This is a genomic window from Granulicella sp. S190 (assembly GCF_009766095.1).
Lineage (GTDB): Bacteria > Acidobacteriota > Terriglobia > Terriglobales > Acidobacteriaceae > Edaphobacter.
Genome location: NZ_LMUD01000007.1, coordinates 28177 through 50103, shown reverse-complemented (window position 1 = coordinate 50103; position 21927 = coordinate 28177). Strand labels below are relative to the sequence as shown.

General features: G+C 54.2%; 18 protein-coding genes and 1 pseudogene. 6 read left to right on the top strand and 13 right to left on the bottom strand.

The window, feature by feature from the left end; genetic code table 11:
- Positions 1–191: 191 nt before the first annotated feature.
- The 9 genes and pseudogenes from GSQ94_RS02250 to GSQ94_RS02215 form a co-directional block, all read right to left on the bottom strand.
- The gene (locus GSQ94_RS02250) at positions 192–1082 is read right to left on the bottom strand and encodes an SIR2 family protein (protein WP_216842994.1); all 891 of its coding nucleotides are present in this window, start codon (positions 1080–1082) and stop codon (positions 192–194) included.
- Positions 1083–1301: 219 nt separating this feature from the next.
- Positions 1302–1580, bottom strand: a complete 279-nt coding sequence (locus GSQ94_RS21245) for an ATP-dependent helicase C-terminal domain-containing protein (protein ID WP_254063595.1) — start codon at positions 1578–1580, stop codon at positions 1302–1304.
- 1120 nt (positions 1581–2700) lie between these two features.
- A pseudogene (locus tag GSQ94_RS21240) lies at positions 2701–2937 on the bottom strand (helicase-related protein); the annotation flags it as partial.
- 382 nt (positions 2938–3319) lie between these two features.
- Positions 3320–4369: a hypothetical protein gene (locus tag GSQ94_RS02240; RefSeq protein ID WP_158941693.1), complete on the bottom strand. Its 1050-nt coding sequence runs from the start codon at positions 4367–4369 to the stop codon at positions 3320–3322.
- A gap of 180 nt (positions 4370–4549) precedes the next feature.
- Positions 4550–7696 carry an efflux RND transporter permease subunit gene (locus tag GSQ94_RS02235; RefSeq protein WP_158941692.1) on the bottom strand — a complete coding sequence of 1049 codons (3147 nt, stop codon included), beginning with the start codon at positions 7694–7696 and terminating at the stop codon, positions 4550–4552.
- Between the two features lie 39 nt (positions 7697–7735).
- Positions 7736–8953 carry an efflux RND transporter periplasmic adaptor subunit gene (locus GSQ94_RS02230; protein ID WP_158941691.1) on the bottom strand — a complete coding sequence of 406 codons (1218 nt, stop codon included), beginning with the start codon at positions 8951–8953 and terminating at the stop codon, positions 7736–7738.
- A 13-nt stretch (positions 8954–8966) separates the two neighbouring features.
- A complete protein-coding gene (locus GSQ94_RS02225; RefSeq protein WP_254063563.1) occupies positions 8967–10271 on the bottom strand; it encodes a TolC family protein in 1305 nt (434 codons plus the stop codon).
- A gap of 38 nt (positions 10272–10309) precedes the next feature.
- Complete coding sequence (locus tag GSQ94_RS02220) at positions 10310–10663, bottom strand: DUF190 domain-containing protein (protein ID WP_158941689.1); 354 nt, start codon at positions 10661–10663, stop codon at positions 10310–10312.
- A gap of 91 nt (positions 10664–10754) precedes the next feature.
- Positions 10755–11537, bottom strand: a complete 783-nt coding sequence (locus tag GSQ94_RS02215) for a hypothetical protein (RefSeq protein ID WP_254063561.1) — start codon at positions 11535–11537, stop codon at positions 10755–10757.
- 131 nt (positions 11538–11668) lie between these two features.
- Between GSQ94_RS02215 and GSQ94_RS02210 the strand changes: the two genes are divergently transcribed.
- Positions 11669–12391 carry a response regulator transcription factor gene (locus tag GSQ94_RS02210; protein ID WP_158941687.1) on the top strand — a complete coding sequence of 241 codons (723 nt, stop codon included), beginning with the start codon at positions 11669–11671 and terminating at the stop codon, positions 12389–12391.
- The gene (locus tag GSQ94_RS02205; RefSeq protein WP_158941686.1) at positions 12388–13806 is read left to right on the top strand and encodes an ATP-binding protein; all 1419 of its coding nucleotides are present in this window, start codon (positions 12388–12390) and stop codon (positions 13804–13806) included. The genes GSQ94_RS02210 and GSQ94_RS02205 overlap by 4 nt, the downstream gene beginning before the upstream one ends.
- Before the next feature lie 44 nt (positions 13807–13850).
- Here the strand turns inward: GSQ94_RS02205 and GSQ94_RS02200 are convergent, their stop codons facing one another.
- The 3 genes from GSQ94_RS02200 to GSQ94_RS21765 form a co-directional block, all read right to left on the bottom strand.
- Positions 13851–14345, bottom strand: coding sequence for an MgtC/SapB family protein (locus GSQ94_RS02200; protein WP_158941685.1), 495 nt, complete (start codon positions 14343–14345; stop codon positions 13851–13853).
- Positions 14346–14434: 89 nt separating this feature from the next.
- On the bottom strand, positions 14435–16024 hold the full coding sequence (locus tag GSQ94_RS02195; protein WP_254063559.1) for an alkaline phosphatase family protein: 1590 nt from the start codon (positions 16022–16024) through the stop codon (positions 14435–14437).
- 423 nt (positions 16025–16447) lie between these two features.
- A complete protein-coding gene (locus tag GSQ94_RS21765) occupies positions 16448–16675 on the bottom strand; it encodes a helix-turn-helix domain-containing protein (RefSeq protein ID WP_371417429.1) in 228 nt (75 codons plus the stop codon).
- A gap of 385 nt (positions 16676–17060) precedes the next feature.
- On the opposite strand from GSQ94_RS21765, the gene GSQ94_RS02185 reads away from it, so the two are divergent.
- The 3 genes from GSQ94_RS02185 to GSQ94_RS02180 all read left to right on the top strand — a co-directional run bounded on the left by GSQ94_RS02185 (position 17061) and on the right by GSQ94_RS02180 (position 18966).
- Positions 17061–17771: a LysR family transcriptional regulator gene (locus GSQ94_RS02185; RefSeq protein WP_158941683.1), complete on the top strand. Its 711-nt coding sequence runs from the start codon at positions 17061–17063 to the stop codon at positions 17769–17771.
- A gap of 402 nt (positions 17772–18173) precedes the next feature.
- Positions 18174–18308: a hypothetical protein gene (locus GSQ94_RS21610; RefSeq protein WP_256369956.1), complete on the top strand. Its 135-nt coding sequence runs from the start codon at positions 18174–18176 to the stop codon at positions 18306–18308.
- Between the two features lie 295 nt (positions 18309–18603).
- Positions 18604–18966: an MOFRL family protein gene (locus GSQ94_RS02180; protein ID WP_158941834.1), complete on the top strand. Its 363-nt coding sequence runs from the start codon at positions 18604–18606 to the stop codon at positions 18964–18966.
- Here the strand turns inward: GSQ94_RS02180 and GSQ94_RS02175 are convergent.
- Complete coding sequence (locus GSQ94_RS02175; protein WP_371417419.1) at positions 18935–21505, bottom strand: glycoside hydrolase family 3 C-terminal domain-containing protein; 2571 nt, start codon at positions 21503–21505, stop codon at positions 18935–18937. The two genes, GSQ94_RS02180 and GSQ94_RS02175, sit on opposite strands and share 32 nt — an antisense overlap.
- A 230-nt stretch (positions 21506–21735) precedes the next feature.
- On the opposite strand from GSQ94_RS02175, the gene GSQ94_RS21045 reads away from it, so the two are divergent.
- Positions 21736–21927 (top strand): hypothetical protein (locus GSQ94_RS21045; RefSeq protein WP_216842993.1); only part of this gene is annotated, 192 nt, incomplete at its 3' end.

Sequence of the window (21927 nt, the reverse complement as noted above, 5' to 3'; positions counted from 1 at the left end):
GGTCGATGGCAACGCAAACTAGAGCGCCTGAACGACTATCTCTCCATCGCGAGGGACGATGGAACACCGATGAAATTTCACTCGCATCAATTGCGCGACACCTTTGCTGTCAGCCAGCTTCTGAGTGGCACCAGCATGCAGGACTTGTCCAAGATGCTGTCGCACAAGTCTGTCAAGATTACAGAAAAATACTATTCCCCGTGGGTCCCTGAAAGACTATCGATCCGGACTATTGATGCGTCGATGCCTCTATCGACGGCTCTAAGAAGGAACCGCTCAACGCTTACGAATGGGGGGCCGTCGCCACGGTGTAACCAGAACAACCCGGCTGGATACGCTCCTGGTTTTTCCAGTGCTTCTTCTAGAGCCGCCATGACCGAGGAGTCTCGGCCGCTGTAGCCAGCGACCACTAGTCCTTTTGAGGAGCAAGATTCTACAAATATGTGCCGGAGCTCTTCATCCTGGAGGCGAAGCTCGTCTGACGTGTTCTTCAACCGGCGAGATCGGAAGTCCCCGTGAAGTTTTACTTCGATCGGCCATCGCTCATTGTGAACAGACTCTTGGGCCAGCGCGGGTGCATCCAACGAAACGGTAGTCAGATACCCAGTCCCGTCGTAGATCTTTGCACAGGCGTCAGCTAAAAGTGAATCAAAATTTGTAGTCCATACTAGCCTAGCCATTTTGGCTTTCATGAGCGTAGCGAGAGCGATGTGGCCGTATGAGGGCTTTGACCCAGCAATTTTCGAGTCAAGGTATGTGCGGCGATCTGCCTCAGCCGGATAAACGGCTTCGAACAATTCCGCATACTCTTCGGGTGCTCCGGCCGAAGGGTATCGGGTTCCAGAATCGATGTGGCGTTGAAGTTGCTCTCGGATGGTGGAATTGGATAGGTCGGCAACTTGCTGCAGCGAGACTTTCTTTTGCGTAACGTAGAGTTGCTGCTTGAACTCCCAGACCATGTCGCTCGCTGTGGGAATACCGGCCGCTGCGGAAACGCCAGCACCAAGTGGCCACATAAGGTTACCGGCACGAAGAGTAAAACGTCTTGTAAAGTCATCCGGTGGAATTTCTGGAAAGCTCATTAAGGTCCATCCACACTAATGCCGAATACCGGCATCGAAATTCGCGATGGCGGGTCAAACTAAGGCTACCGATGAGGAAGCGATACCAAATAGTATGCCATGCTCGGCCTATAAGGCGTTTTTGGTCAACAATTTAGTTCTTTATGCTCCCTCACATCTGCAGCTAGGCGCTCGAGCGAAACTGTTTCAGAAAGTGGCACGGAATACCCTCGGATCAGATTATGGACCTTCGGGCCACGAATGTCTGGGATATCGGCGCATCAGTTCGCGTCGCACTTGTGGATAGAGTCTCTCCCAGAATCCGGCGAGGTCTGTCGTGGTCTGCACAGCTCTTTGGTTCGGCGCAAGCAGGTGTACTACCAGCGGGGTATGGTCGGCTCCAATACGCGGAGTGTCTCGCATCCCGAAGAAGTCCTGAAGGCGAGATGCTATCCAGGGGGGCTTGTCGCCACTGTAATGAATCTTGGTCGGACGCCCATTCTGCAACCGAACGCTCACAGGAGCGAGTTCCCTGAGAAGCTTTGAATCCGTCTTTTGCTCCAGAAGGAGACCGAAGTCCTTCGCCTTTCAGATCGGCAAAGCTTCGAAGTCCAGAACACAATTCACGCAATGCTTGTGCGATATCAGGCTGCGTAAGACCGGCGAACTCAACCCGTGCTCGGAGTTGCTCCAGCGAGTCCCCATCAACGAAACGCTCGATCCCAACTTCCAGCGCCTTGCTGCAGAGCAGATCGGCTGCGGCCTCCGTCTCCGGTGTTGTGTCCTGGGACTCCTGGATCACCAGATCGTCGTAAAGCAGAGTGCTGACGGCCTCTACCCGTTCTGCGACGCGATTCCATGTCACGTTGGATTGTTCCCGCACACGATCCGGGAATAGGTCGATCAGCCATTCGGGCTCAACTCGGGACGTCGTGCGTACCAGAGGAACAGGTTTGTCTTTTCGATCCTCCGCATCGATCGCAACCATGAACTCATATACAGGTGGCTCGCCTGCGATCTCAGCTGAGACGCCTGTCGGCAACCGCACCTGATTCCCCGCTCTCCGTCGTGCGACGCGATCGGGGAAACCGGCAAGGACCGATATGAGCAACGCATCGTCGTCGTGCTTGAGTTGCTTCGAAGGGCGAGCGATGCGACGGAGTTGCTCAATGTGCTGAACGGTGCGGTAGTCATGCCGTGACTCCATTGCGTCAAGAAGGTCGCTTTTCTCGCTCCGTGTCTCTGACTCAAGCAGAGCCACCGCGGCACATCCGTCCTCACCTACGCCGCGGTGTATGGCCTCTACCAGAATGCGCGACAACCGGGGAGATAAGGGATATCGCGCCAGTCTGTCGACCATCTTTCCGGTCGCCCCAAGGCGATCGAGTAACGACTCGGCGTTCTGAAGTGCTGACATTGGCGGCGCGTCTAGCCAATCCACCGTGTTGGTGTTGTAGATCTGCATTGCCCGCAGGGCCAGGCACAACTGGGATAAGTCGCTGCGCAGTATCTCTGGCGTCTCCTGATTCGCACGAAGCAAATAGTCTTCCTCAGAGTAAAGACGGAGTGCTTTGCCTGGCCCCGTGCGCCCTGCTCGGCCAGCTCGTTGCTTCGCGGAAGCTTTGCTTACTCGACCGAGGTGGAGAGTCGGTAGACCCGTCCATGGAGAGTAGGTCGCAACACGAGCCAGACCACTATCGATGACAGCAGTTACGCCCTCAACCGTCACTGAACTCTCCGCGACATTGGTGGCAAGAATGAGCTTTCGTTGTGGACTAGGGGAGACCGCTCGGTCCTGTTCTTCTGGTGACAGATCGCCATGTAGCGGTAGCACGAGCAGCCCGGCTCGGCGAGCAACGGCCTCGCACTCTCGCATCGTGCGCCGTATCTCCGCAGCTCCAGGCAGAAAGACCAGGGTGTGGCCGAGATTTCCGTCGTCGAGCAGCCACTCCACTGCGCCCTTCACCTGTACGTGAATCGGCGCTGGAGAGTACGGTAACGACCTGTACCATCACCTGCTAACACATGCAGCCCCACGTCGAGCTTTGTAGTGACTGGGAATCGCGCGTTCGCAACAAAGCCGCCGCCAACCACTGTATCGTTCTGAGCTCCGTCAGCCGTCGTTGTGGTGGGGTAATAACGATCGCGGAAGAAGCGGACGACACCTCCAATTTCGTAATGACCGTAACCTGGCTCATATGCGGCCTTGACCAACACATCCGGTGCGACCTGATTGGTGTAGTTTGCGCTCGGATTGTTCAGACCACCAGCCGTCCGGCATTCCCAAAGAAAAAATTCGGTGACGCATTCGACACGCTGAACTGGTATTGTGAATTTTCTAACGCCACTGCAAGGGTAAGCTTTGGCGTGATGGAATCCTGTAAGCGGAATCCGGCCTGCCTGAGATAGGTATCACCGACGTGGAGATTTTGATCAAAGATCAGAGGTGCCAGTTCGGTCCCTGCGTCAGTCGATTTTTTGTCTTCGGTCATGAGAGTCCACATCTGTCCGGCGGTGAACTTCACATGCCCATCGACTGCTTGAGCCCACGCCTGTCGTACGCGAAGAGTGTAGCTATTGCTTTGAAGATTATTGGATGTTGTGCCTGCGGAGAGGAAGTCACTCTCGAAGAAGCCATTCAGCGTTCCGAATGGAACTTTGCCGCTGAAGAGTGTGGAGAGCCGCGTGGCCCGAGCGCTTGGAACCCATTCACTTGTGTAAGCCTCCCCAGAGTTTTTATAGGGAGTTGTGTTGAAAGCGGTGTAGATATCGTCGTTCATTGCCCTCTGGCGCCATATGCTTTCTCCAGCTATGAATCCACCAGGTGTAATAAGGATGCCCTTATAGTGAAGAGCCACAGGTTCATCGAGACTCTTCTGAAGCTTTTCCTGGCTTTGCTGGACCTGCTGAACACTGCTTACCACGGCAACGTCTTTTTCGCGCAGATCCGTGACCGAGGCCTGAAGGCTGTTTACGGCGGTGGAGTTCTGCTGGATTGCGGTGTCGACGGTTGATACCTTTACTGCGGTCGTAGTTGCCGTCTGCTGAGCGGCTTGATTCTGGACTTGCAATGCTTCGATCTTTGCATCCTTCGCCGCGAGCTTTTCATTCAATGTGTCGATCTGGTGTTGGAGGTCCTGACGCATCTCGCGGATCTGAGTTTCGATGGACGGTGCCGCTGTCCTCTTTGTCTGTTTGTGAGCAGGGGCCGGATGGTTCGAGCTCGCGGCGGGATTCTGAGCTTGGGAAAGCAATGTGAATGCAGACGAGAAGATGATAATTGCAGTCAGTTTCGACTTCGTGATCATAGGGCCTCCAGAAAAACCGCGTCGCCGAGATCATCTGGAATATGTGCGTTCTTATGGCCTCCAGTATGAAGAGCTCTCGAAATAGCGGCTCTTTGAATTCTTGCCGAAAAGATTGGCAAATACTGGGTGGAGAGGAAAATGTAAGGAAAATGTAAGAAACGGCCAGTGGCCACCTAGCCCTCAACTTTTGTGACGATAGGCCAGAAGGAATCCGGCGGGAACAAGAAAGATGGTCAGCAGAACAGAGAGCGTAAGGCCACCAATTATGGCCTGTGCCAAGGGCGCATAGGCTTCGCTGCCTTCTCCTAGTTTGAGTGCCATCGGCAGTAGGCCGATAATCGTCGCGAGCGAAGTCATAAGAATAGGCCGCAGACGGACGCGGCACGAAGCGACAATGGCCGCGTGTGCTGACATTCCTTCCTTGATGAGATGATGAGCGAATTCGACAATGAGAATGCTGTTTGAAAGAGCAATGCCAGCAAGCATTACTACACCCATCAGTGACATGACGTTCAGCGTAGTGCCCCACGCTAAAAGCGTAATAAGAACGCCAGTTATCGCTGGAGGAAGTGCGAGCAGGATGATGAAGGGGTCGATGAAGGACCGGAACTGTGCGACGAGGATCAGGTATAGCAAGACTACCGACAAGATGAGGCCGATAGCGAAGCTATGGAAGGACGCGTTCATCGACTCGACGCTGCCCATCAGTTTGACCTCGATGCCGTGCGGGGTCTGGGTTGAATCGAGAATATTGTGGATGCTAGTTGCGATTCGACCGAGATCTTCTTGCTGCGGTCGAACGTAAATGTCGACATATCGGCGAATCTGGGTGTGGTCGAGTTCCGTGGGCGCGTTGAATTGCTTGATACTCGCTACCATGTCGAGGCGGGTAGATTGCGGGACATTTTTGCCGTGCAGCGGGATTGCCTTAAGGTCTTCGAGCGACTTGACCTGGCCTTCTTTGTACATGACCGTCAGGAAGTAGTTGTTGCCGCTCTTTGGATCGATCCAGATACTGGGAGCAATCATGACGTTGGAGGTAAGTGCCGTGATGACGTTGGAGACTACCTCTTTTTCTGTCATGCCGAGTTCACTAGCTCGGGTGCGATCGATGGCTAGCTGGAGTGAAGGGTAGTCGATGTCCTGCGGGATGTAAACGTCGGCGACTCCGTGGATGCCGCGGATGCGCGTTGCTATGTTTTGAGCGAGATCGTAGTCACCAGTCAGATCTGTTCCAGTGACACGGACGTCGATGGGGACGGGGGAACCCATGTTTAGGACTGCATCAACCAAGCTTCCTGTCGAGAAGAAAGCTTGCAATTCTGGCATGTCCGTTGCCATTTTCCGCTTTACCTGTTCGATGTAAGAGAAGCTGTTAGTGCTGTGGTCGGGCTGCAGAGCCACCTGCATAAAGCCCGTATGCATCGCTGAGTTAGGCGAGTATAAGGAGGAGAATCCGGGGTCGAGGCCGATGTTGGAGACAATCATGCCCATGTCGTGCTTGGAGACAATGCCGCGAATCATCGTCTCCAGTCTTGCCGTCTCTTCGTTCGTCGCTTCGAGCTTAGTTCCGGACGGGGCCTTGAAGTTGATTACGAATTGCCCTGGATCGGTCCTTGGAAAAAAGGAAAGGCCAAGTAAAGGGAACAGCGCGAGACTGATAAGGAAGAATATTCCAGAAACAGCCAAGGTCGCGCGTGGCCATAAGAGGACCCGCTCAACAAGTTCGTTGTAACGGCGGAGCATCGCTTCGAAAGCGGTATTGAACTTCGCATTGAAACGTTCTCCGAATCCTGGCTGTTTGGACGAGGTTGAGCTTTTCTCTTCGATCGTTGGAACGGCGGGGGTATCCCCATGCGGGCTTTTGATGAATCGCGCACAGAATAACGGAACGACCGTAAGTGCGACAAAGTACGAAGCGAAAAGGGAAATGACCACAGCAAGAGCTAAAGCCGAGAACAGGAATTTGCTGACACCGTAGAGAAGTGTGACCGGAAAGAAGACGACCACTGTGGTGAGAGTGCCTGCCAGAACGGGTAAGGCGACTTCCCTTCCCCCTTTTTCTGCCGCGACAGTGGGGGACTCGCCTCCCTCGAGGTGGCGAAAGATGTTTTCGAGCACAACGACGGAGTTGTCAATCAATCGAGAGAGAGCCAGCGCGAGGCCGCCCAGAACCATGCTGTTTATCGAACTACCCGCCAGATGCAGTACGAGGAAGGTTGTAAGGACTGAGAGTGGGATTGAGAAGAATACGGCCAGAGTGGCTCGCATGCTTCCGAGAAAGACGAGGATCATGAGACACGTGAGGAAGAGCCCGATTCCTCCCTCGTGGATCAGAGTTTCAATTGCAGTCTTTACAAAGCGAGATTGATCGAAGACTACTTTCGTTTCTAGAGTTGACGGCACATCATATAGCTTTTTCAGGGTCTCTTTTACGCCGTTGACAATAGCAATCGTGTTCGAGTCACCACCCTGCTTGAAGACCGGAACATACACTGCACGATCCCCGTCGACACGGACGATATTGTACTGGAGTCCAAAGGCGTCTTTTGGAACTGCCACATCTCCAACGCGCACGGGCGACTGGCCTTCCATCTTGAGAGGTACCTGGGCGATGTCGTCTGGGCCTTTCAGCATGGAGTTTGTGTAGATGTTGTAGTCCAGGCGGCCGATCTGTACGTCGCCTGCAGGGAGGATGACATTTGCCTCATTGACGGAGCGAACTACATCCATTGGGCTGAGTTGGTTTGCCTCAAGCTTGAATGGATCGGTGTAGAGCATGATCTGACGCCAGCGGCCACCGAAGGGTTGCGGAACAGAGGCACCGGGCACACCGGCGAGTTGATTGCGAACGAAGTTCTGGCCTACGTCCTTGAGTGTGCTCTCATCGAGACCCGTTCCGCGTAGCGTCACCAGCGCTACCGGAAGGCTTGATACGTCCTGTTTGAGGACGATAGGGGGATATGTACCGGGCGGCATGTCACGCATGTCGCTCATTGCAAGGGTAGAGATCGATGCTGCCGCGGCGTCAGGGTTTATTCCGGCTCGAAAGTAAACCTTGATTAAACTTGCGCCGGGCAACGATCGCGATTCCATGTGGTCGATACCACTCGCGAGAGTGAACTGCCGTTCGAGGTGATAGGTGATGTTGGTTTCGATCTGCTGCGGTGGCATGCCGGAGTAGATCGTTGCCACTGCAACGACCGGGAGATCGACCGGCGGGAACATGTCCACCGGCATATCAGCCGTACTTACTGCACCCAGGATCATTACAAAAAAACAAAGGACCAGGATTAGATAGGGGTTGCGTATGGCAAATCCCGACATAGTTAATGAATTCCTTACTTTGAGAGGGGATTTTTACGATCAACTTGGACTATCGTCGGCTTCGTACGAAGCTTGGCGAGGGACTACGCCTTCTCCCTCAGACAAGCCGCTGTGTCGTCCTACGACGACCTGATCTCCGGCGTGCAAGCCTGAAAGGATCTCGACGCGAGCGGAAGTTTGCAGCCCTACCGTTACCGGCACAAGGTGGAGACGTCCTTCGTGAACGAGGTAGACATGCTGCACGGTTGTGCCAAGTCCTTCAACAGCGTCGACGGGGACGCTCAACACATTTGGATGGGTCGCAAGATGAAGGTGGACTTCGGCGTACATTCCAGGGACAAGTGAACCGTCTGGATTCGGAACATCAACTTCGGTGTCCATTGTGCGCGTAGACGTTTCCAGCGAGTCCGCAGATCTCGTGATTTTTCCGGCGAAGGTTCGGTTGAGAGTGGTGACATTCACTTCGACGGGATTTCCGTTGTGAATATCGGCAACCGCACTGACGGGCACAGGCAGAGTGAGCCGCAATAAGTTGTTTTGCGCTAAGCGGACTACCGGCATCGCCTGGGTCTGTGACGAGATACCTGCCTGAATCATCGAACCTGTGTTTGCGTATCGCTTGGTGATTACACCGGTGAACGGAGCCCGGATCGTTGCATATTGAAGCATGGTGACTGTCCGTTGATGCTCCGACTGCGCCTGGGTCAGCATCTCCTGAGCACTCCGCAATGCGGATTGAGCGCTCGCAAGCTGTGCAGCGGCTTCGAGATCATGTGCCTGGGCAACATCGACCTCCTGCCTGGGTACCAGCCCCGGCTGCTTGGCGGAGACATCCTGTATACGCTGAAAAGAAAGATGTGCGATGTTTTCTCCTGCTTCAGCACGGGTGACTGCAGCTCGAGCGGTGGTGATGTTGGCTTGAGCTGCCGCTACACCAGCCGAGGCTTTGGCCATATCGTTCTGCAGTTCCGGAACCTCGAGGGTCGCCAAGAGATCACCTTCATGTACGTGGTCCCCGATGTCGACTCGGATGTTCTTCACATAGCCCGCGACCTTAGCCATCACGTCGACATCCTGGTATGGCGTGAACTCAGCCGTTAGGGTTAGCTCGTTGGTGAGATTCGCAGGTCGAGCGGTTGCCGTTGGGACAGTTGGTTGTTCGGCAGCCGCGGTCGTAGTTTGGCGGCACGCTATCAGAAGGCCCGACAGGGTTGCTGCAGTTACTCCAAGCAACACGGTTCGTAAGGAGACTGGCATAGCAGTAGATCCTCTAATTCAAAAGTCCCGCGGCGAAGTCAAGCTCCGCACGCCGGGTAAGGTAGGTGTAGGTCACTCCGGCAGCGTTGATTTCTGCGGATGTCTCGCTCAGTTGCGCCTCGTTGAGTTCCACGATGCTGCCGAGACCTGCCTGGTATCTAGCCTGGGCCAGCCGTAGCGACTCTTTGCTTTGCGCCACCAGCCGTGCAGAGACATCGAGGCTTCTATACGCTTCCATCGCTTGGGACCAATCGTTCTGGACCTGTTCGTTCACTTCTAATTTCACTTCTTCTGCGTCGCGCGTGCGGGCAGTGGACTCAAGCTCCGCTTCTGTGCGCCGCGCTGCGAAAAGACCGCCATTGAGAACTGGAATACTTAGATTGAATCCGGCTGCCGCATAATTTCCCTGCAACGTGCGGTCGTGGAAGGGGATTTGCCCCGCAGCACCAAGTGCGTTCAGTGTAGGGTAATTAAGGCGTCGCTCGGAGTCCGCGAAGCGGGATGCCGCGTGTTGTTGAGCGATGGCTGCGTTCAGATCTGCTCGCTGCGCATCGGCTTGAGCCAAGTAAGACGATGGATCCGGCGGTAGCTGAGACGGGAGTTGCTCTTCGACAAGTGTTGCGGTAACAGGTTGCAGTTGACCCATTGCACTGGAGAGGCGAGTACGTTGTTGCTGGACAGAACTCTCGGCACGAACGACAGCGAGCTCTGCTTCACTCTCGAGAACGCTCGCGAAACTTACGTCGAGTGTTGAGCGCAGTTGACCTCCAGCAAGTGCCGTAATCTGGCGGACGATTAGCTGACGGTTTCCCTGAGCTTCTTGCGCTGCGTGCAATACGGCTTCCGCTCCCATGACCTGAAAGTAGGCACTGCGGACATTGAGGCGAATCCGAGCGGCAGTCAATGTGGTCAAATCCTTCTGCGCGTCGGCGAGAGAGCGCTGGGCTCCGACCAGAGCGCTCGTTCTGCCGAAGTCAGTCACAAGCTGAACGAGGTTTCCGCCATATGCGAACCTGTCTGAGATCGAAGAAGTAGTCAGGGCACCTGCGGCGGTTGATGTGCCCGTGTCTGCGACAGCAACACCCGTTGCGTTGAAGGCAACCGTGGGGAAGAGTCCTGAACGCGCCTCGCGAACTCTTTGTACTGCGGCCCGCGTGCGTAGCTGTGCTGCCAGAAGCCGCGGTTGATTGGCGACCGCGATCGACTCTGCCTGGGCGATTGTCAACGTTGTAGCGGCAAACGTTTCCGTGGGCGAGAAAGGATTTGATGTGGTTTGCGGGCTCTGTCCATAAGACAGCGCAGTTCCGACCGAAAGCAATAAAATGCTCCCAAAAGATGCATTGAACTTTCGGCCCATTACGACAGAACCTTTTCGGCTGTTGTAATGCTCTTTAGAACTTCAGTCGGATGAGCCTCGACTAGCCCATCGGTCACCATCGCGAGCAGCTCTGGCAGAATGGCCTTCACCTTGGCCACTTCATCAACGAAGTAGATAAGCACTGAGAGATGTTCTCCAGCTACAGAGCCCGCGTCTCTACTATGCAAGCGTTGATGCGCCCCAAAACCAGCGTGGGCTCGCAACGCGGTTGCTCCGTCGATGCCGTGATCCTGAAGGAATTGAAGGATGTCATCGTAAAGAAAGCCCCGAGCTGAACCTGTATCCTGGTTCAGATGCACAGTGACCTTCATCGCGGGACCTGCATTAAGCATTAACAAAATCTCCAATTTGTCATGACTCTAGATTGAGCAACTAGGACGGAGCGCCAGATCAGGGGTGGTACTCCATCCTTATGGGTGGGCGTTATTCTGAAACGAGTCCAGATTCTCCCGGCAGGACTTCCAGCAACGCAGTGCTATGAGCCCAGATCTTCGGCGAGCGGCGACGGGAGGCAAGTATCAGGGTCGAACGTTCTCCGCCCTTTCCAGTACCTATGAGAGCACTGTCGGCAAACCCATACAGCCCACACGCTGATGCAGAGAACAGCCCCATCGACTCCTCGGTATCACTTGCGTCGCATCCGTCAGGGCTGTTACCAGATGCTGAGATTAGGTGCGCGTATACACCCCCGCGCCTTTGATACCCGACGATGTCTCCATCTTGCGACATCACTCCATTCTGGGATGGAGTCAGCAAGTCTCCGCCAACCTGGGTCACCGTGCCGAGTGGGTCTTCGTCACTGGGCTTCGGCGTTCTCGCCGCCCACGCAGTGAGGGGATCGGCGAGAGCGCGAACGTATACGTTCAATGCCAAGCTCTTACCCTGATCGTCGATAGAATCAAAGTGGATTGCGAGTACGCCTTGGCTCTGTTTGGCATACGGGGTTGAATCAAAAACGAAAGCGTTTGCGGTCGTTACATGTCCTGTGACTCTGGAGCCCGCAGGTATAGCCTGTCCATTGGATAAATGAACTGGCTGAGTGGTCTTTGCTGAGATCACATCGCCGACATGAACATGCTTTGAATCAATGCCTCGATCAAAGTTAATTGGGAGGGTTGTTCTGGGCGACAATAGAGTTGTTGGGGCCTGCGCCATAGCGAGCTGTGCCGAGAACGCGACGATTACCGTAATCAAGATTGGCTTCATATTCACTCCGCATACCGGTGGTACCGGCGACAGACAGAGTGGACCACGGAAGCCCCTTACGCCTGACTTACATTTTCCTTACATCAGACTCAACCCCCTTGCCCTGACGGCAATCGTAAGAAATCATCAATATGGAGATTGCTGTGCAAGAGAAGCCTAAACTTGGCCGAATACTGATTGTCGAAGACGACCGGAAGACGGCGGACGCTCTTGTACTAGGTTTGGAGCGCGGAGGTTACCAGACCATCCTCGCTCGTTCCGGCGAAGAAGCTTTTTTTCTCGTCCATAGTAAGCAGCCAGATCTAGTTGTGCTCGACCTTACCTTGCCTCAGCGAGGCGGGCTTGAAATCCTTGCCCAGATTCGCGCTCACTCAAATACACTTCGTGTTCTGATCCTGACCTCACATAACTCTGTTGACGATCGCGTGACGGGTTTGAACGCCGGGGCTGATGACTATTTGGGCAAACCCTTTTCTTTCCCCGAGCTAGTGGCTCGTGTTTCATCGCTGCTGCGTCGTAGCACTGGTGTGTCCGAACGTTCGTCGCCTTTGAAGCTGGCAGACTTGACCCTCGACGCGCAAACGAGAACGGTCAGCCGATCCGGGAGCGTTATCGACGTTACGACACGTGAGTTCGACCTTCTTCTTTATCTGCTCAATCATAGAAATGATGCAGTGTCGCGGGAGATGCTTGCTAAAGATGTCTGGAAGGAAGTGTCACGATTTACTCCCATCGATAACGTAATCGATGTACAGATGACCCGTCTTCGCAGAAAGATCGACGATCCTTTTCCCGTCAAGCTCCTCCACACAATCCGTGGGGTCGGATTCATTCTTCGGGAGCCGGAACAGTGAAATTCACTCGGCCCGCAAATATTCGTACTCGCCTCGCCATCTGGTTTGTTGCGATTTTGGCCAGCATACTTATCGTGTACATCGCAGCAGTAATTATCTTCCAGTATGTGCTGCTTGAGAGACAGATTTACCACGACGAAATCCAAGATGTTGAAACAGTCGAAGGACTACTGTACTTCGATCCGCAAGGCGTACTACACCTGCAGGAGAATTACCATTCTCACCCGCAGTCACGCCTGCTTGAGGATCGCCTCATGGAGATTCGCGACCTCTCCGGAACGGTCTTATATCGCAGTGAGACATTGCATGGTCAAATTCTTGGTGGTGCATCGTCGCCAGACGAAGGGGCTAATTCCTATAACGAACGTTCAACGAGGCTCAGCGACGGTACCCGCGTTCTCCTCATAAGCCATCTCCATCCGATACAAGACAAGCTTGTTCTAATCAGACTTGGCTACAGCATGGCGCCGCTACAAGACCGCATGGTACGGTTCTTCCTCCTCCTTCTAGTAGCTACGCCGATCGGGTTGATCTTGGCCGGTTTCGCAGGCTACCGAATCGCGAAACGAGCGCTGTTGCCGCTAGATATTATGGCCGCCCGAGCCGAGTCGATTACGGCAAGTAACCTGAATGATCGAATAGTCGTTGAACACCCTCATGACGAATTGGGGCACATGGCAAAGGTGCTCAACCATCTTCTGGAACGTCTGGAGCAGGCCTTTGTTCAGCTACAACGATTTACTGCCGATGCGGCACACGAGCTCCGTACTCCCCTATCGTCTCTCCGTGCCACAGGGGAGGTCACTTTACAGGAAAGCCGGACTGAGTCTGGTTATCGGGAGTCAATAGGCAGCATGCTTGAGGAAACAACTCGTCTCAACCAAACGATCGACGGGCTTCTTTTACTCGCACGTGCAGAGGCGACACGGTCCGATGGTGTGAAGACGTCGTTTTCTTTATTTGAACTTGTTGATGAAATTCTTGTCCTCGTGGATGTTTTACTCGAAGAGCGACATATCACCGTGGTGCAGGACCGTGATGACGGTGTCCCTGCGCTTCTATTTGCAGACCGTAGTCTGGTCCGTATTGCGCTTCTGAATGTGCTGCATAATGCCGTTAAATTTTCTCGGGATCACTCAACGATTCGTATCGGGTTTTCACGCCGGGAGAGTGATGGCCGCGCCTATCAAAGAGTCTGTGTTCACGATAGCGGACCCGGAGTTGCTGCTGGAGAAGTTACTCAGGTCTTTGAGCGATTCTTCACGAGCAACTCGCCGACGACTTCAAAGTACAGTGGATCTGGGCTGGGGCTTTCGATCGCGAAGTTGATTGTCGACCGTAGCGGCGGTCAGATTTTCTTCGATATGTCAGTTGAACACGGGGCCAAATGCTGTATTGATCTCCCCTTGCTGTGAAGACTTTGTGAAAGCCTTAAGGTAAAGTGGGTGATCCGCTTACGCTAATCGTGAGTAATTTCTTTGTCCTGCTCCGTGGAGACGGGTGATCCGGGGAGGAGTCGTATGAGCTTTGGGAAGAGAAAAGCTATGACGAAGTAGGCCGCGGTGGCTGCGACGGCTAGGAGGATAAGACCTGCACCACAGGCCATTCCTACTCCAGTGACGAGCCAGATGGTGGCGGCGGTGGTGAGGCCGTTGACTCGATCTTCTCGGACAAAGATCAGCCCAGCTCCGATGAAGCCAATGCCTGTAACGATCTGTGCGGCGACACGGGACGGGTCAAGGACGACCAGTCCGGGCGCAAGAACGTCTGTGAAGCCGTACTTGGAGACGAGCAGAAAGAGGGCTGCAGTGGTGCCGACGACGGTATAGGTACGAAGTCCGGCGCTCTTGCGGCGGACTTCCCGTTCGAGTCCGATCAGGGCGGAAAGTAAAAAGGCGGTACCGAGTTCAATGAACTGCTTGAGTCCCTGCCCCTCTGTCCCGAAGATCACCATGATTACATTCTAGCCAGTGGACGAATCTCGGGGCCGGACCGCCTGCGGCGCCCAAGGCGGAATTCGATCCGCCATTCCTCCTGATGCGTTTATTGCTGCGATTTGTTTGATCGAATCACTGTCTTCTGCTCGGTCTTTCCTGAATCGGTCGCCCATCCAGAGGTGGCAGTCTCTGTTCTGAGTGCTTCTGTGAGCGTGCGGCCAACTGCCGCGCTAGGACGGTTAATGCGCAAAAGCGATGCGAATGTGGCAGCAATATCCACGGGCGCCACCATGCCGTGATAAGTGCCAGGGATAAACGGTTCACCGAAGAACTCTAGCGGGACATGGCGGTCATAACTGTTCGCCGAGAAATGTGTTGTCCCGCCTCCTCTCCAGGGAAACTGGTAGGGTGCAAAATTGATGTGCAACGCCCATCCGACATTGGGTGAATAACTATGCGCGATCAAACGGCTGTACTGCGTATCGGGCATCGAGCCTTCGCGCATCTGTTTGCTTGTGTAAACGTGGGTCAAGATCGGAGGCTCTCGACGGCCCTCCGTCTCCTTTGACTCTCCGAAGCTCGCGAAGATTTGTTTGAGCATGGCTGCTGTTGTGTCCTCTGCCTCCTCTTCTGCCAGGCCGGCAGACTCAAAGGCCTTTCGATTCAGCAGCAGGTAGGGGTTATCCATCTGCAAAATGTAAGCTTCCTTGCCTTTCAATGGATATTTTGCTTCGAGCATCGTTTCGAGGGGCTTTGTGAACAATTCTGGAGGAAATTCGAGCACAGGCATGCGAGCGGCGTCCCCGGCCTTCTGGCTTGTTGCTACACCATGATCTCCCGTAACTGCAATGAGGATATTCGTGAGGCCGATGGTTTGATCGAGATGAGTGAAGAAGGCATCCAGCAAAGTATCTGACTGAACGATAAGTGCCTCTTGTGAGGGATCGTCCGGGCCAAAAGCGTGACCATTTATATCGGTTGAAGAGATGGAGATCGTGATCATGTCCGTAACGCCAGCCGGATTCTTGCCGAGTTTTTCCGCGTCGATCAGGGTCTGTGCAAAGTCGAGTTGATATTGAACACTAGCAGCGGTCCTGCCCACGATCTCGTAAAAACTTCCCTCGGGCGCGTGACTCTTTGCGCGAGCTTCCACAGCGTGATTCCCGGCGTTGAAATTTTTCGCCCATTGAGGAAGTTCTTTCATCCAGTAGGTCGATGTGACCCATTGGCCGGTCTCGTGGTCTACCCAAAAGGCGCCATTCGTCGCGTGGCCACTTGTGAGAATCGCGGCCCGATCCTTCATGGACACACCGTAAACATGGGCGCGTCCTTGTGTAGCGAGGACAAGTTCATCTCCCAGTGTCGTAGCCATCTCTCGATGGGCAGAAGCGCCCGTAAGATCTTTTGTACCCGGCGGAGCCTCGACTAGCTTATAACGGTCGTCAGCGACAGAGCTCACTTGACGCAGCGTGCCATCAGAGGAACGCTCGTACCACTCGTTCAACGGGATCTGATGGCTGTCGGTATAGGCTCCGGTGCCGATGGTTGCATGACCAGCCGCCGTCACAACATTTGCGTAATCGTAGTAGCAATCGGTGAAATGCGCCCCTTGTTTGAGAAACAGATTCCAGCCATTCTTAGCCCTAAACTCGGCGCCATACCGATCAAGGAAGTCCCCGCGAAACTGATCGAACACGAGGATGATAACTAGCTTCGGGTTCGCGTCGTACGCGTCGGCATGGGCTGTAGAAATGCATAAGGACAGAAGTGCCAGAAAAACGACTAGATATTTTCACTTCCCCATGCGGGATCGATCCTCGAAAGATGTACCACCGACCAAAACGCTTACTGGTAGGCGTATCTCTAGCCATTATCGATCAGTCGAGCGAGTGTTCTCTGAGGTTCTCTCGAAAAGCTATCTTTGGGGCGAGTGCGCGGGCCGAAATTGCTGGGATCCTTCGTTTTCGCGGGCATGTGCCACGGGTTGCAATCTAAACTTCGGTGTCATTACAGTTGCGAGAAGACAAGAGCTGCACCAAGACTGGAGAAGCCACGAATCCTTACGCTCTTCTGTCGCCCCTCCTCTCTCCAACGAACTTCAAATAGACAGTCTGCTTTTTTATGAACTGACATAATACGTCTCCTTAGTAGTCAATTGTTTCGGTTGAGTGTTGTTCAATGAATCGATTAAGTACTTCAGATCGAACCGCAACGCACCACCGAGCTTGACCTTGGAAAGCACCCCCATCCTGGACCATTTGTAGACGGTGTCTACCTTTACTCCGAGATATAAGGCTGTCTCTCCGACGTTCTGGAGCCGCCGGACAATAGCTCCATTTGACACCATCTCAATCGATTTTTGGTGAAGCATTGTGCCTCCAATTCCATTACCGAAGTCGCCCAAGGCATCTTCATCGTTGCGGCACCGTGGGAAGAACCAAGTCGCGTCTATCCATCCGGGCGCTCTCCCCGTGCGTGACCACGCCTAAGCGATCAGCCTCGAGCGTGCAGTCTCCGTACATATCAGTCCAATACTTCTTTTCGATTTCGGCCCAGTTTTTGCCTATGCCTCGATTTTTGAAGATGGACGGTTACCCGTAGGAACCCGGTCACCTGGAGGAGCCTAATTGACTTTGATCATCCGTTGCGCACAATGAGATTTAGCACAGGTTTTCCACAGCCGATGCATGGGCCTGTGGGATCGACGAGAGCCAAGCGGAGCGTTCAGACCGATGTCAGATTCCCTTACATTCCGTCTTCTTCGCTATATCAAGGCGTCCGCAGAGACCTTGAATTTTACTCGCGCGGCGGAGCAGATCTTCGTTGCTCAATCTTCTCTCAGCCATCAGATCGGCAAGCTCGAAGACAACATCGATGTTGCTATCTTCAATCGCTTACAGAACGGACTGCAGCTCACCCCGGCAGGGCGAATTGTCGCCGTATACGCAGAGAACACTTTGCGCGATTGGGATCAGATGTTGGCCATGGCACGGGCCGTACAACGTAACGAGGTCCCGCCGCTGCGACTCGGCTTTTCATCTTTCATCAACGCAAAACTATTAGAAAAATTACGAGAGGGTTATGAAGGAATGTTCTCCGGTTGCGCTATCCAGTTGATGAGCGGAGATCCACTACTTTCCCTACAGCGGCTTGATGCACGGACCCTGGGTTGTGCGATTCTTCCGCTCCCGATCGACACGAGTCTCTACTCTGTTCAGCAGATCGCACAATCCCCGTTGGTTGTCTGCATGCGATCTGACGATGCCCTTGCCGACCGCGCACAACTCGATATCCAAGTCGTAGCTTCACGTCTCACTATCTTCCGTGACCCCGAGCTGCAACCGCCGCACACTCACGTCTTCTGGAAATGTTCGCGGAGGTCAACATTCCCATGCATCTCGGCTGCTCTGCCCGTACTCCGGGAGAGATCCAATGGATGGTGAAAGAGCGGTAAGGACTAGCGCTCATCGATCAACTTTCCCCGCTTGACCCAGGCCTTATCACACGACCTCTCGCTGGCCTCAATTGGACAGCTGACACGGCATTCGTCTACCTGAACCATGCGGATCATGTTGCTCTTTCGTTTATTGAACGCTTTCTTCGCGAGACTTGGACTGATACTCGCAGAAGAAAGCCCACAACTAAACCGCGCATCCCTGAACAAATGGAGTTGCTTGCTCGCTTCCCTCAATTCTATTCAAGGATCGGCTTCGTCCACGAGTTCCGTCCGCTAGACGAGGCGCAGACGACGACACTGTTGAACGAAGGATGGTTGCCAGCAGGGGTAAGTCTTCCCAATCAACTGCTTGCTCCTGATGTGATAGCCACTCTAATCCGAATGAGTGGTGGGAACTTTCGGCTGGCTGCTCACCCGGCTCCTGACCCAAGTTGAGCGCATCCTGAAGGTCAATCAGGCCGAGATCGTCTCCAAAGAGATTGTCACCGCCGCGAGAGATAGCCTCGTTATTGGTCAAGACTGATTTCAATGTTGGAGCCACTTACGCCAAATAGCGCCCAAGGAATTACGCCACGTTGCGATCCAAGCTACAGTCTTGTGGCCCAATCAGTTTTACGGAACCCTATTGGTAACGTATGTAGTTACCTTTGTACAGACATGAAACGCTATACGCGCTATGTAATCTGCCCGATATTTGCTCGAACGGCTTCGCAAGCTTCGACGGAAGTATAGGCATGTGTGCCTTATCTCCTCCGGAGAGGTAACTGTAAAGCTTCTGGCGAATGGGGTGGATGGTGATGGAACCAAACTGATGGGCGATCCGGGGTGGGGGTCGAAATCAACATTTTGCGCTGTATGCTGCCACCCTGTTGCGAGCATCGGATGAGTCTGTTGCGGTGCTCTCTGCAGGTACGGATGGCATCGATGGCAATACTTCAGCCGCCGGAGCCGTGCTGGATGAGGGGACTTTTTCAGACGATGACGAGTTATTGCTGCGGGCGCAAACCTCGTTGCGACGCTTCGACTCCGGCACGTTTCTGGATGATGCCGGCATGACGATTGTGACCGGAGCTACGGGCAATAATCTGCGTGATCTGCGTATTTGCTTACAGCTGAGTCCAGGTGAGGCTTCCGATCGTGAGGCGCAGCTTAATGAGGAAGTTCCTGCTTTCCTTCGATGACGAAGTCGACTGTCTGGTCATTGGGGCCGGCAGATTGTGAACCACCCACTGCGATGCGATAGCTGCCGGGGCTCACGGCGCGATTGCCTTTGTCGTCGACCTGAGAGAGAGTGCGGGGACCGAGCGTGAAGGTGATGTGTTTGGTTTCTCCTGGAGACAGGCGGTTACGGGTGAAACCGCCGAGGGCGAGGGCCGGGGAGACGTTGGTGTGAGGCGGCGTGAGGTACAGCTCGGAGACTTCGTCACCGGCACGGCTACCGGTGTTTTTTACATCTGCTTCGACGGTGAGGGTGTCACCTGCATGAAGAGTGGATGTGGAGAGTTTGAGATTTGAGTAGGAGAAGCTGGTGTAGCTGAGGCCGTAGCCGAACTTATAAAGCGGTTCTCCTTTGAAGTAGCGATAGGTACGGTTCGCCATTGAGTAATCGTCGAACGGGGGAAGCTGATCGACTCCGGTATAGAAGGTGACCGGGAGACGGCCAGCAGGATTGTTTTCTCCTACGAGAGTTTCTGCGATGGCCTGAGCGCCGGCCTGGCCGGGATACCAGGCTTCAAGGATAGCGTCGGCGTTCTGTTGAGCCCAGTTGATTGCTACAGCACTTCCGTTCATGAGAACTACGACGAGTGGCTTGCCAGTGGCTTTAGCTGCTTCCAGTAGTTGCTGCTGCGCGGCAGGGAGAACGATGTCGGTTCTGTCGCCGCCGGAGAAACCGGGAATATGAACAGGCATCTCTTCCCCTTCAAGATTAGGTGAAAGGCCTACGAAGGCAATCGTGATGTCGGCTTTACGGATGAGATCGAGGGCTTGATCGCGCATGGGCTCGACGGGAGGAACCCATTGCAGGGAGAAGCCGGCGCCAAGGAGTTTTTTGGTGTGCGAGTAAGTAATTTCGATGGGGTGGGGGCTGGTGTCGGAGATGTGAAGCTTTGTGCCGGTGGTCATTGCGCCGTGTTGCGACTTGTCGGTGCTGACCTCGGAGGCGGCAAGCTCTTTGCCGTTGTAAGTGAGGGTGTAGTGTTCGGACTTGTTGCAGGGATTGCAGTGGGCCATGATGCCGGTAATTTCGTAGTCGCCAGCTGCCGGGACTTGAATGGTTCCAGTCCATCGGACGGAGAATGCGCGGTAGTTGATCTTGCCAGGGGCGGGAGAGGCACCGTTCCAGTCGAAGTCAATTTGCTTATCGGTTCGGGTTACCGCTGGAGCGCCAGTAAAGATATCGTTGTCGAAGTATTCCGCTTTGAGACCCTCTGCGGAAGAGCCAGCAGCGACGCGTAACTGGCTTCGCGGAATGACGGTGGCTGCGTTATCGGCGTAAGGCGAGCCCTGGGCATACAGAATCTTCGCGAGTGGGAATTTGGCGGCGATGCCATCCACCGGAAGAACAGGGTCGCGAGGAATAGCGTTGTAGTTTCCCTCGATGGCGGCGAGTGATGCGGCGTTTGGACCTACAACGGCGATGGTTTTGATCTTTGCGGGTGAGAGGGGAAGGGTGTTCCGATCGTTTTTTAGCAGAACCATCGCTTCACGCGAAGCTTGAAGGGCGATGGCGGTGTGCTCGGGCGACATGACCTCACTAAAGGGCACAGAGGCGTAAGGCATGATGGACGGAGGGTCGAAGAGGCCTAGCTTCATGCGCGCTGTAAAGAGGCGTTTGAGCGAGACATCGATCTCGGACTCGGAGATGAGTCCTTTGTGTACGGCGTCGGCGAGGTTTTGATAGGTTTGGCCGCAGTTGGTATCGGTGCCGGCGCGAAGACCATCAACAGAGGCATGTTCCGCGTCCGAACTGGTGTGATGATCCTGAGGCTCGTAGAAGTCGTCGATTGCACCGCAATCAGAGGTGACGAAACCCTGGAATTTCCAATCTTTGCGTAGGATGTCCTTGAGAAGGAGATCGCTGGCGCATGCGGGTTTGCCTTCGACTGCGTTATAAGCGCACATGATGGAGTCAGCTTTGCCCTCAACGATCGTGGAACGGAAGGCGGGCAGATAGGTATCCCAGAGGTCGTGAGGAGTTGGGTCAATATTAGCTTTATGACGGGTGGACTCGGGACCACTGTGAACAGCGTAGTGCTTCGGTGTTGCGATGGTGCGGTAGTAGGTTGGATTGTCGCCCTGCAGGCCCTTGACGAAAGATGTGCCTAAAGAGGCGGTGAGAAAGGGGTCTTCCCCATAGGTTTCCTGACCTCTACCCCAACGCGGGTCGCGAAAGATATTGATATTGGGTGACCAGATGGTGAGCCCAAAATAGATGGAGTGGATGTCGTTGCGGTCGGCTTCATTATGTTTGGCGCGAGCCTCGACAGAGACAACGGTGCCGATCTCGGCAAGGAGTGGAGCGTCGAAGGTGGCGGCGTTGCCGATCGCTTGAGGGAAGAGCGTAGCGAAGCCGGAACGAGCTATACCGTGGAGGCCCTCGCTCCACCAGTCATAGGCTGGAATGCCAAGTCGGGGAATGGACGGCGCCGTGTTTACCATCTGAGCGGCTTTCTCTTCGAGGGTGAGGCGGGATACGAGATCGTCCACCCGTTGCGCCACGGGTAGGGAGGGATCCAGGTATGGAAGTGGAGACTGTGCGTTCACACTGAGGGAAAAGAATCCAAGCAAAAGTAGAGACGTTACAGGGCGAGGCCACATTGTTATTCCGATCCTTGAGGGAGTCCTATGTGCGCAGCTTACGATGATGGGGCGTGAATGAACTCATTAGAAGTCTATTTCTTACGTGTCGCGAACTTTATCGAATTGAAAGATATGGTGTCAAGGAATGATTGTCTCTTGCCAGAGCACTCGCAGCGGTACGGAAGTCTGCTGATAAGCCTTTCTTGCTTTCAAAAGATAAATTAGCGATGGCATTTGGCGGTTCGAAAAGAACGATACAAAGATTGACAACCCGGTGTAATAGCAATAGTTTTGACTTGAAAGAAATTCATAGTTTCAGGCTTTTCCGCGACCGTACTACC

Coding starts and splice junctions, on each gene's coding strand:
- GSQ94_RS02220 (WP_158941689.1), bottom strand. CDS start 10,663: ATGCTTAATGCAGGTCCCGCGATGAAGGTCACTGTGCATCTGAACCAG.
- GSQ94_RS02210 (WP_158941687.1), top strand. CDS start 11,669: ATGGAGATTGCTGTGCAAGAGAAGCCTAAACTTGGCCGAATACTGATT.
- GSQ94_RS21765 (WP_371417429.1), bottom strand. CDS start 16,675: ATGGTGTCAAATGGAGCTATTGTCCGGCGGCTCCAGAACGTCGGAGAG.
- GSQ94_RS02230 (WP_158941691.1), bottom strand. CDS start 8,953: ATGCCAGTCTCCTTACGAACCGTGTTGCTTGGAGTAACTGCAGCAACC.
- GSQ94_RS02215 (WP_254063561.1), bottom strand. CDS start 11,537: ATGAAGCCAATCTTGATTACGGTAATCGTCGCGTTCTCGGCACAGCTC.
- GSQ94_RS02235 (WP_158941692.1), bottom strand. CDS start 7,696: ATGTCGGGATTTGCCATACGCAACCCCTATCTAATCCTGGTCCTTTGT.
- GSQ94_RS02185 (WP_158941683.1), top strand. CDS start 17,061: ATGTCAGATTCCCTTACATTCCGTCTTCTTCGCTATATCAAGGCGTCC.
- GSQ94_RS02240 (WP_158941693.1), bottom strand. CDS start 4,369: ATGATCACGAAGTCGAAACTGACTGCAATTATCATCTTCTCGTCTGCA.
- GSQ94_RS02200 (WP_158941685.1), bottom strand. CDS start 14,345: ATGGTGATCTTCGGGACAGAGGGGCAGGGACTCAAGCAGTTCATTGAA.
- GSQ94_RS02250 (WP_216842994.1), bottom strand. CDS start 1,082: ATGAGCTTTCCAGAAATTCCACCGGATGACTTTACAAGACGTTTTACT.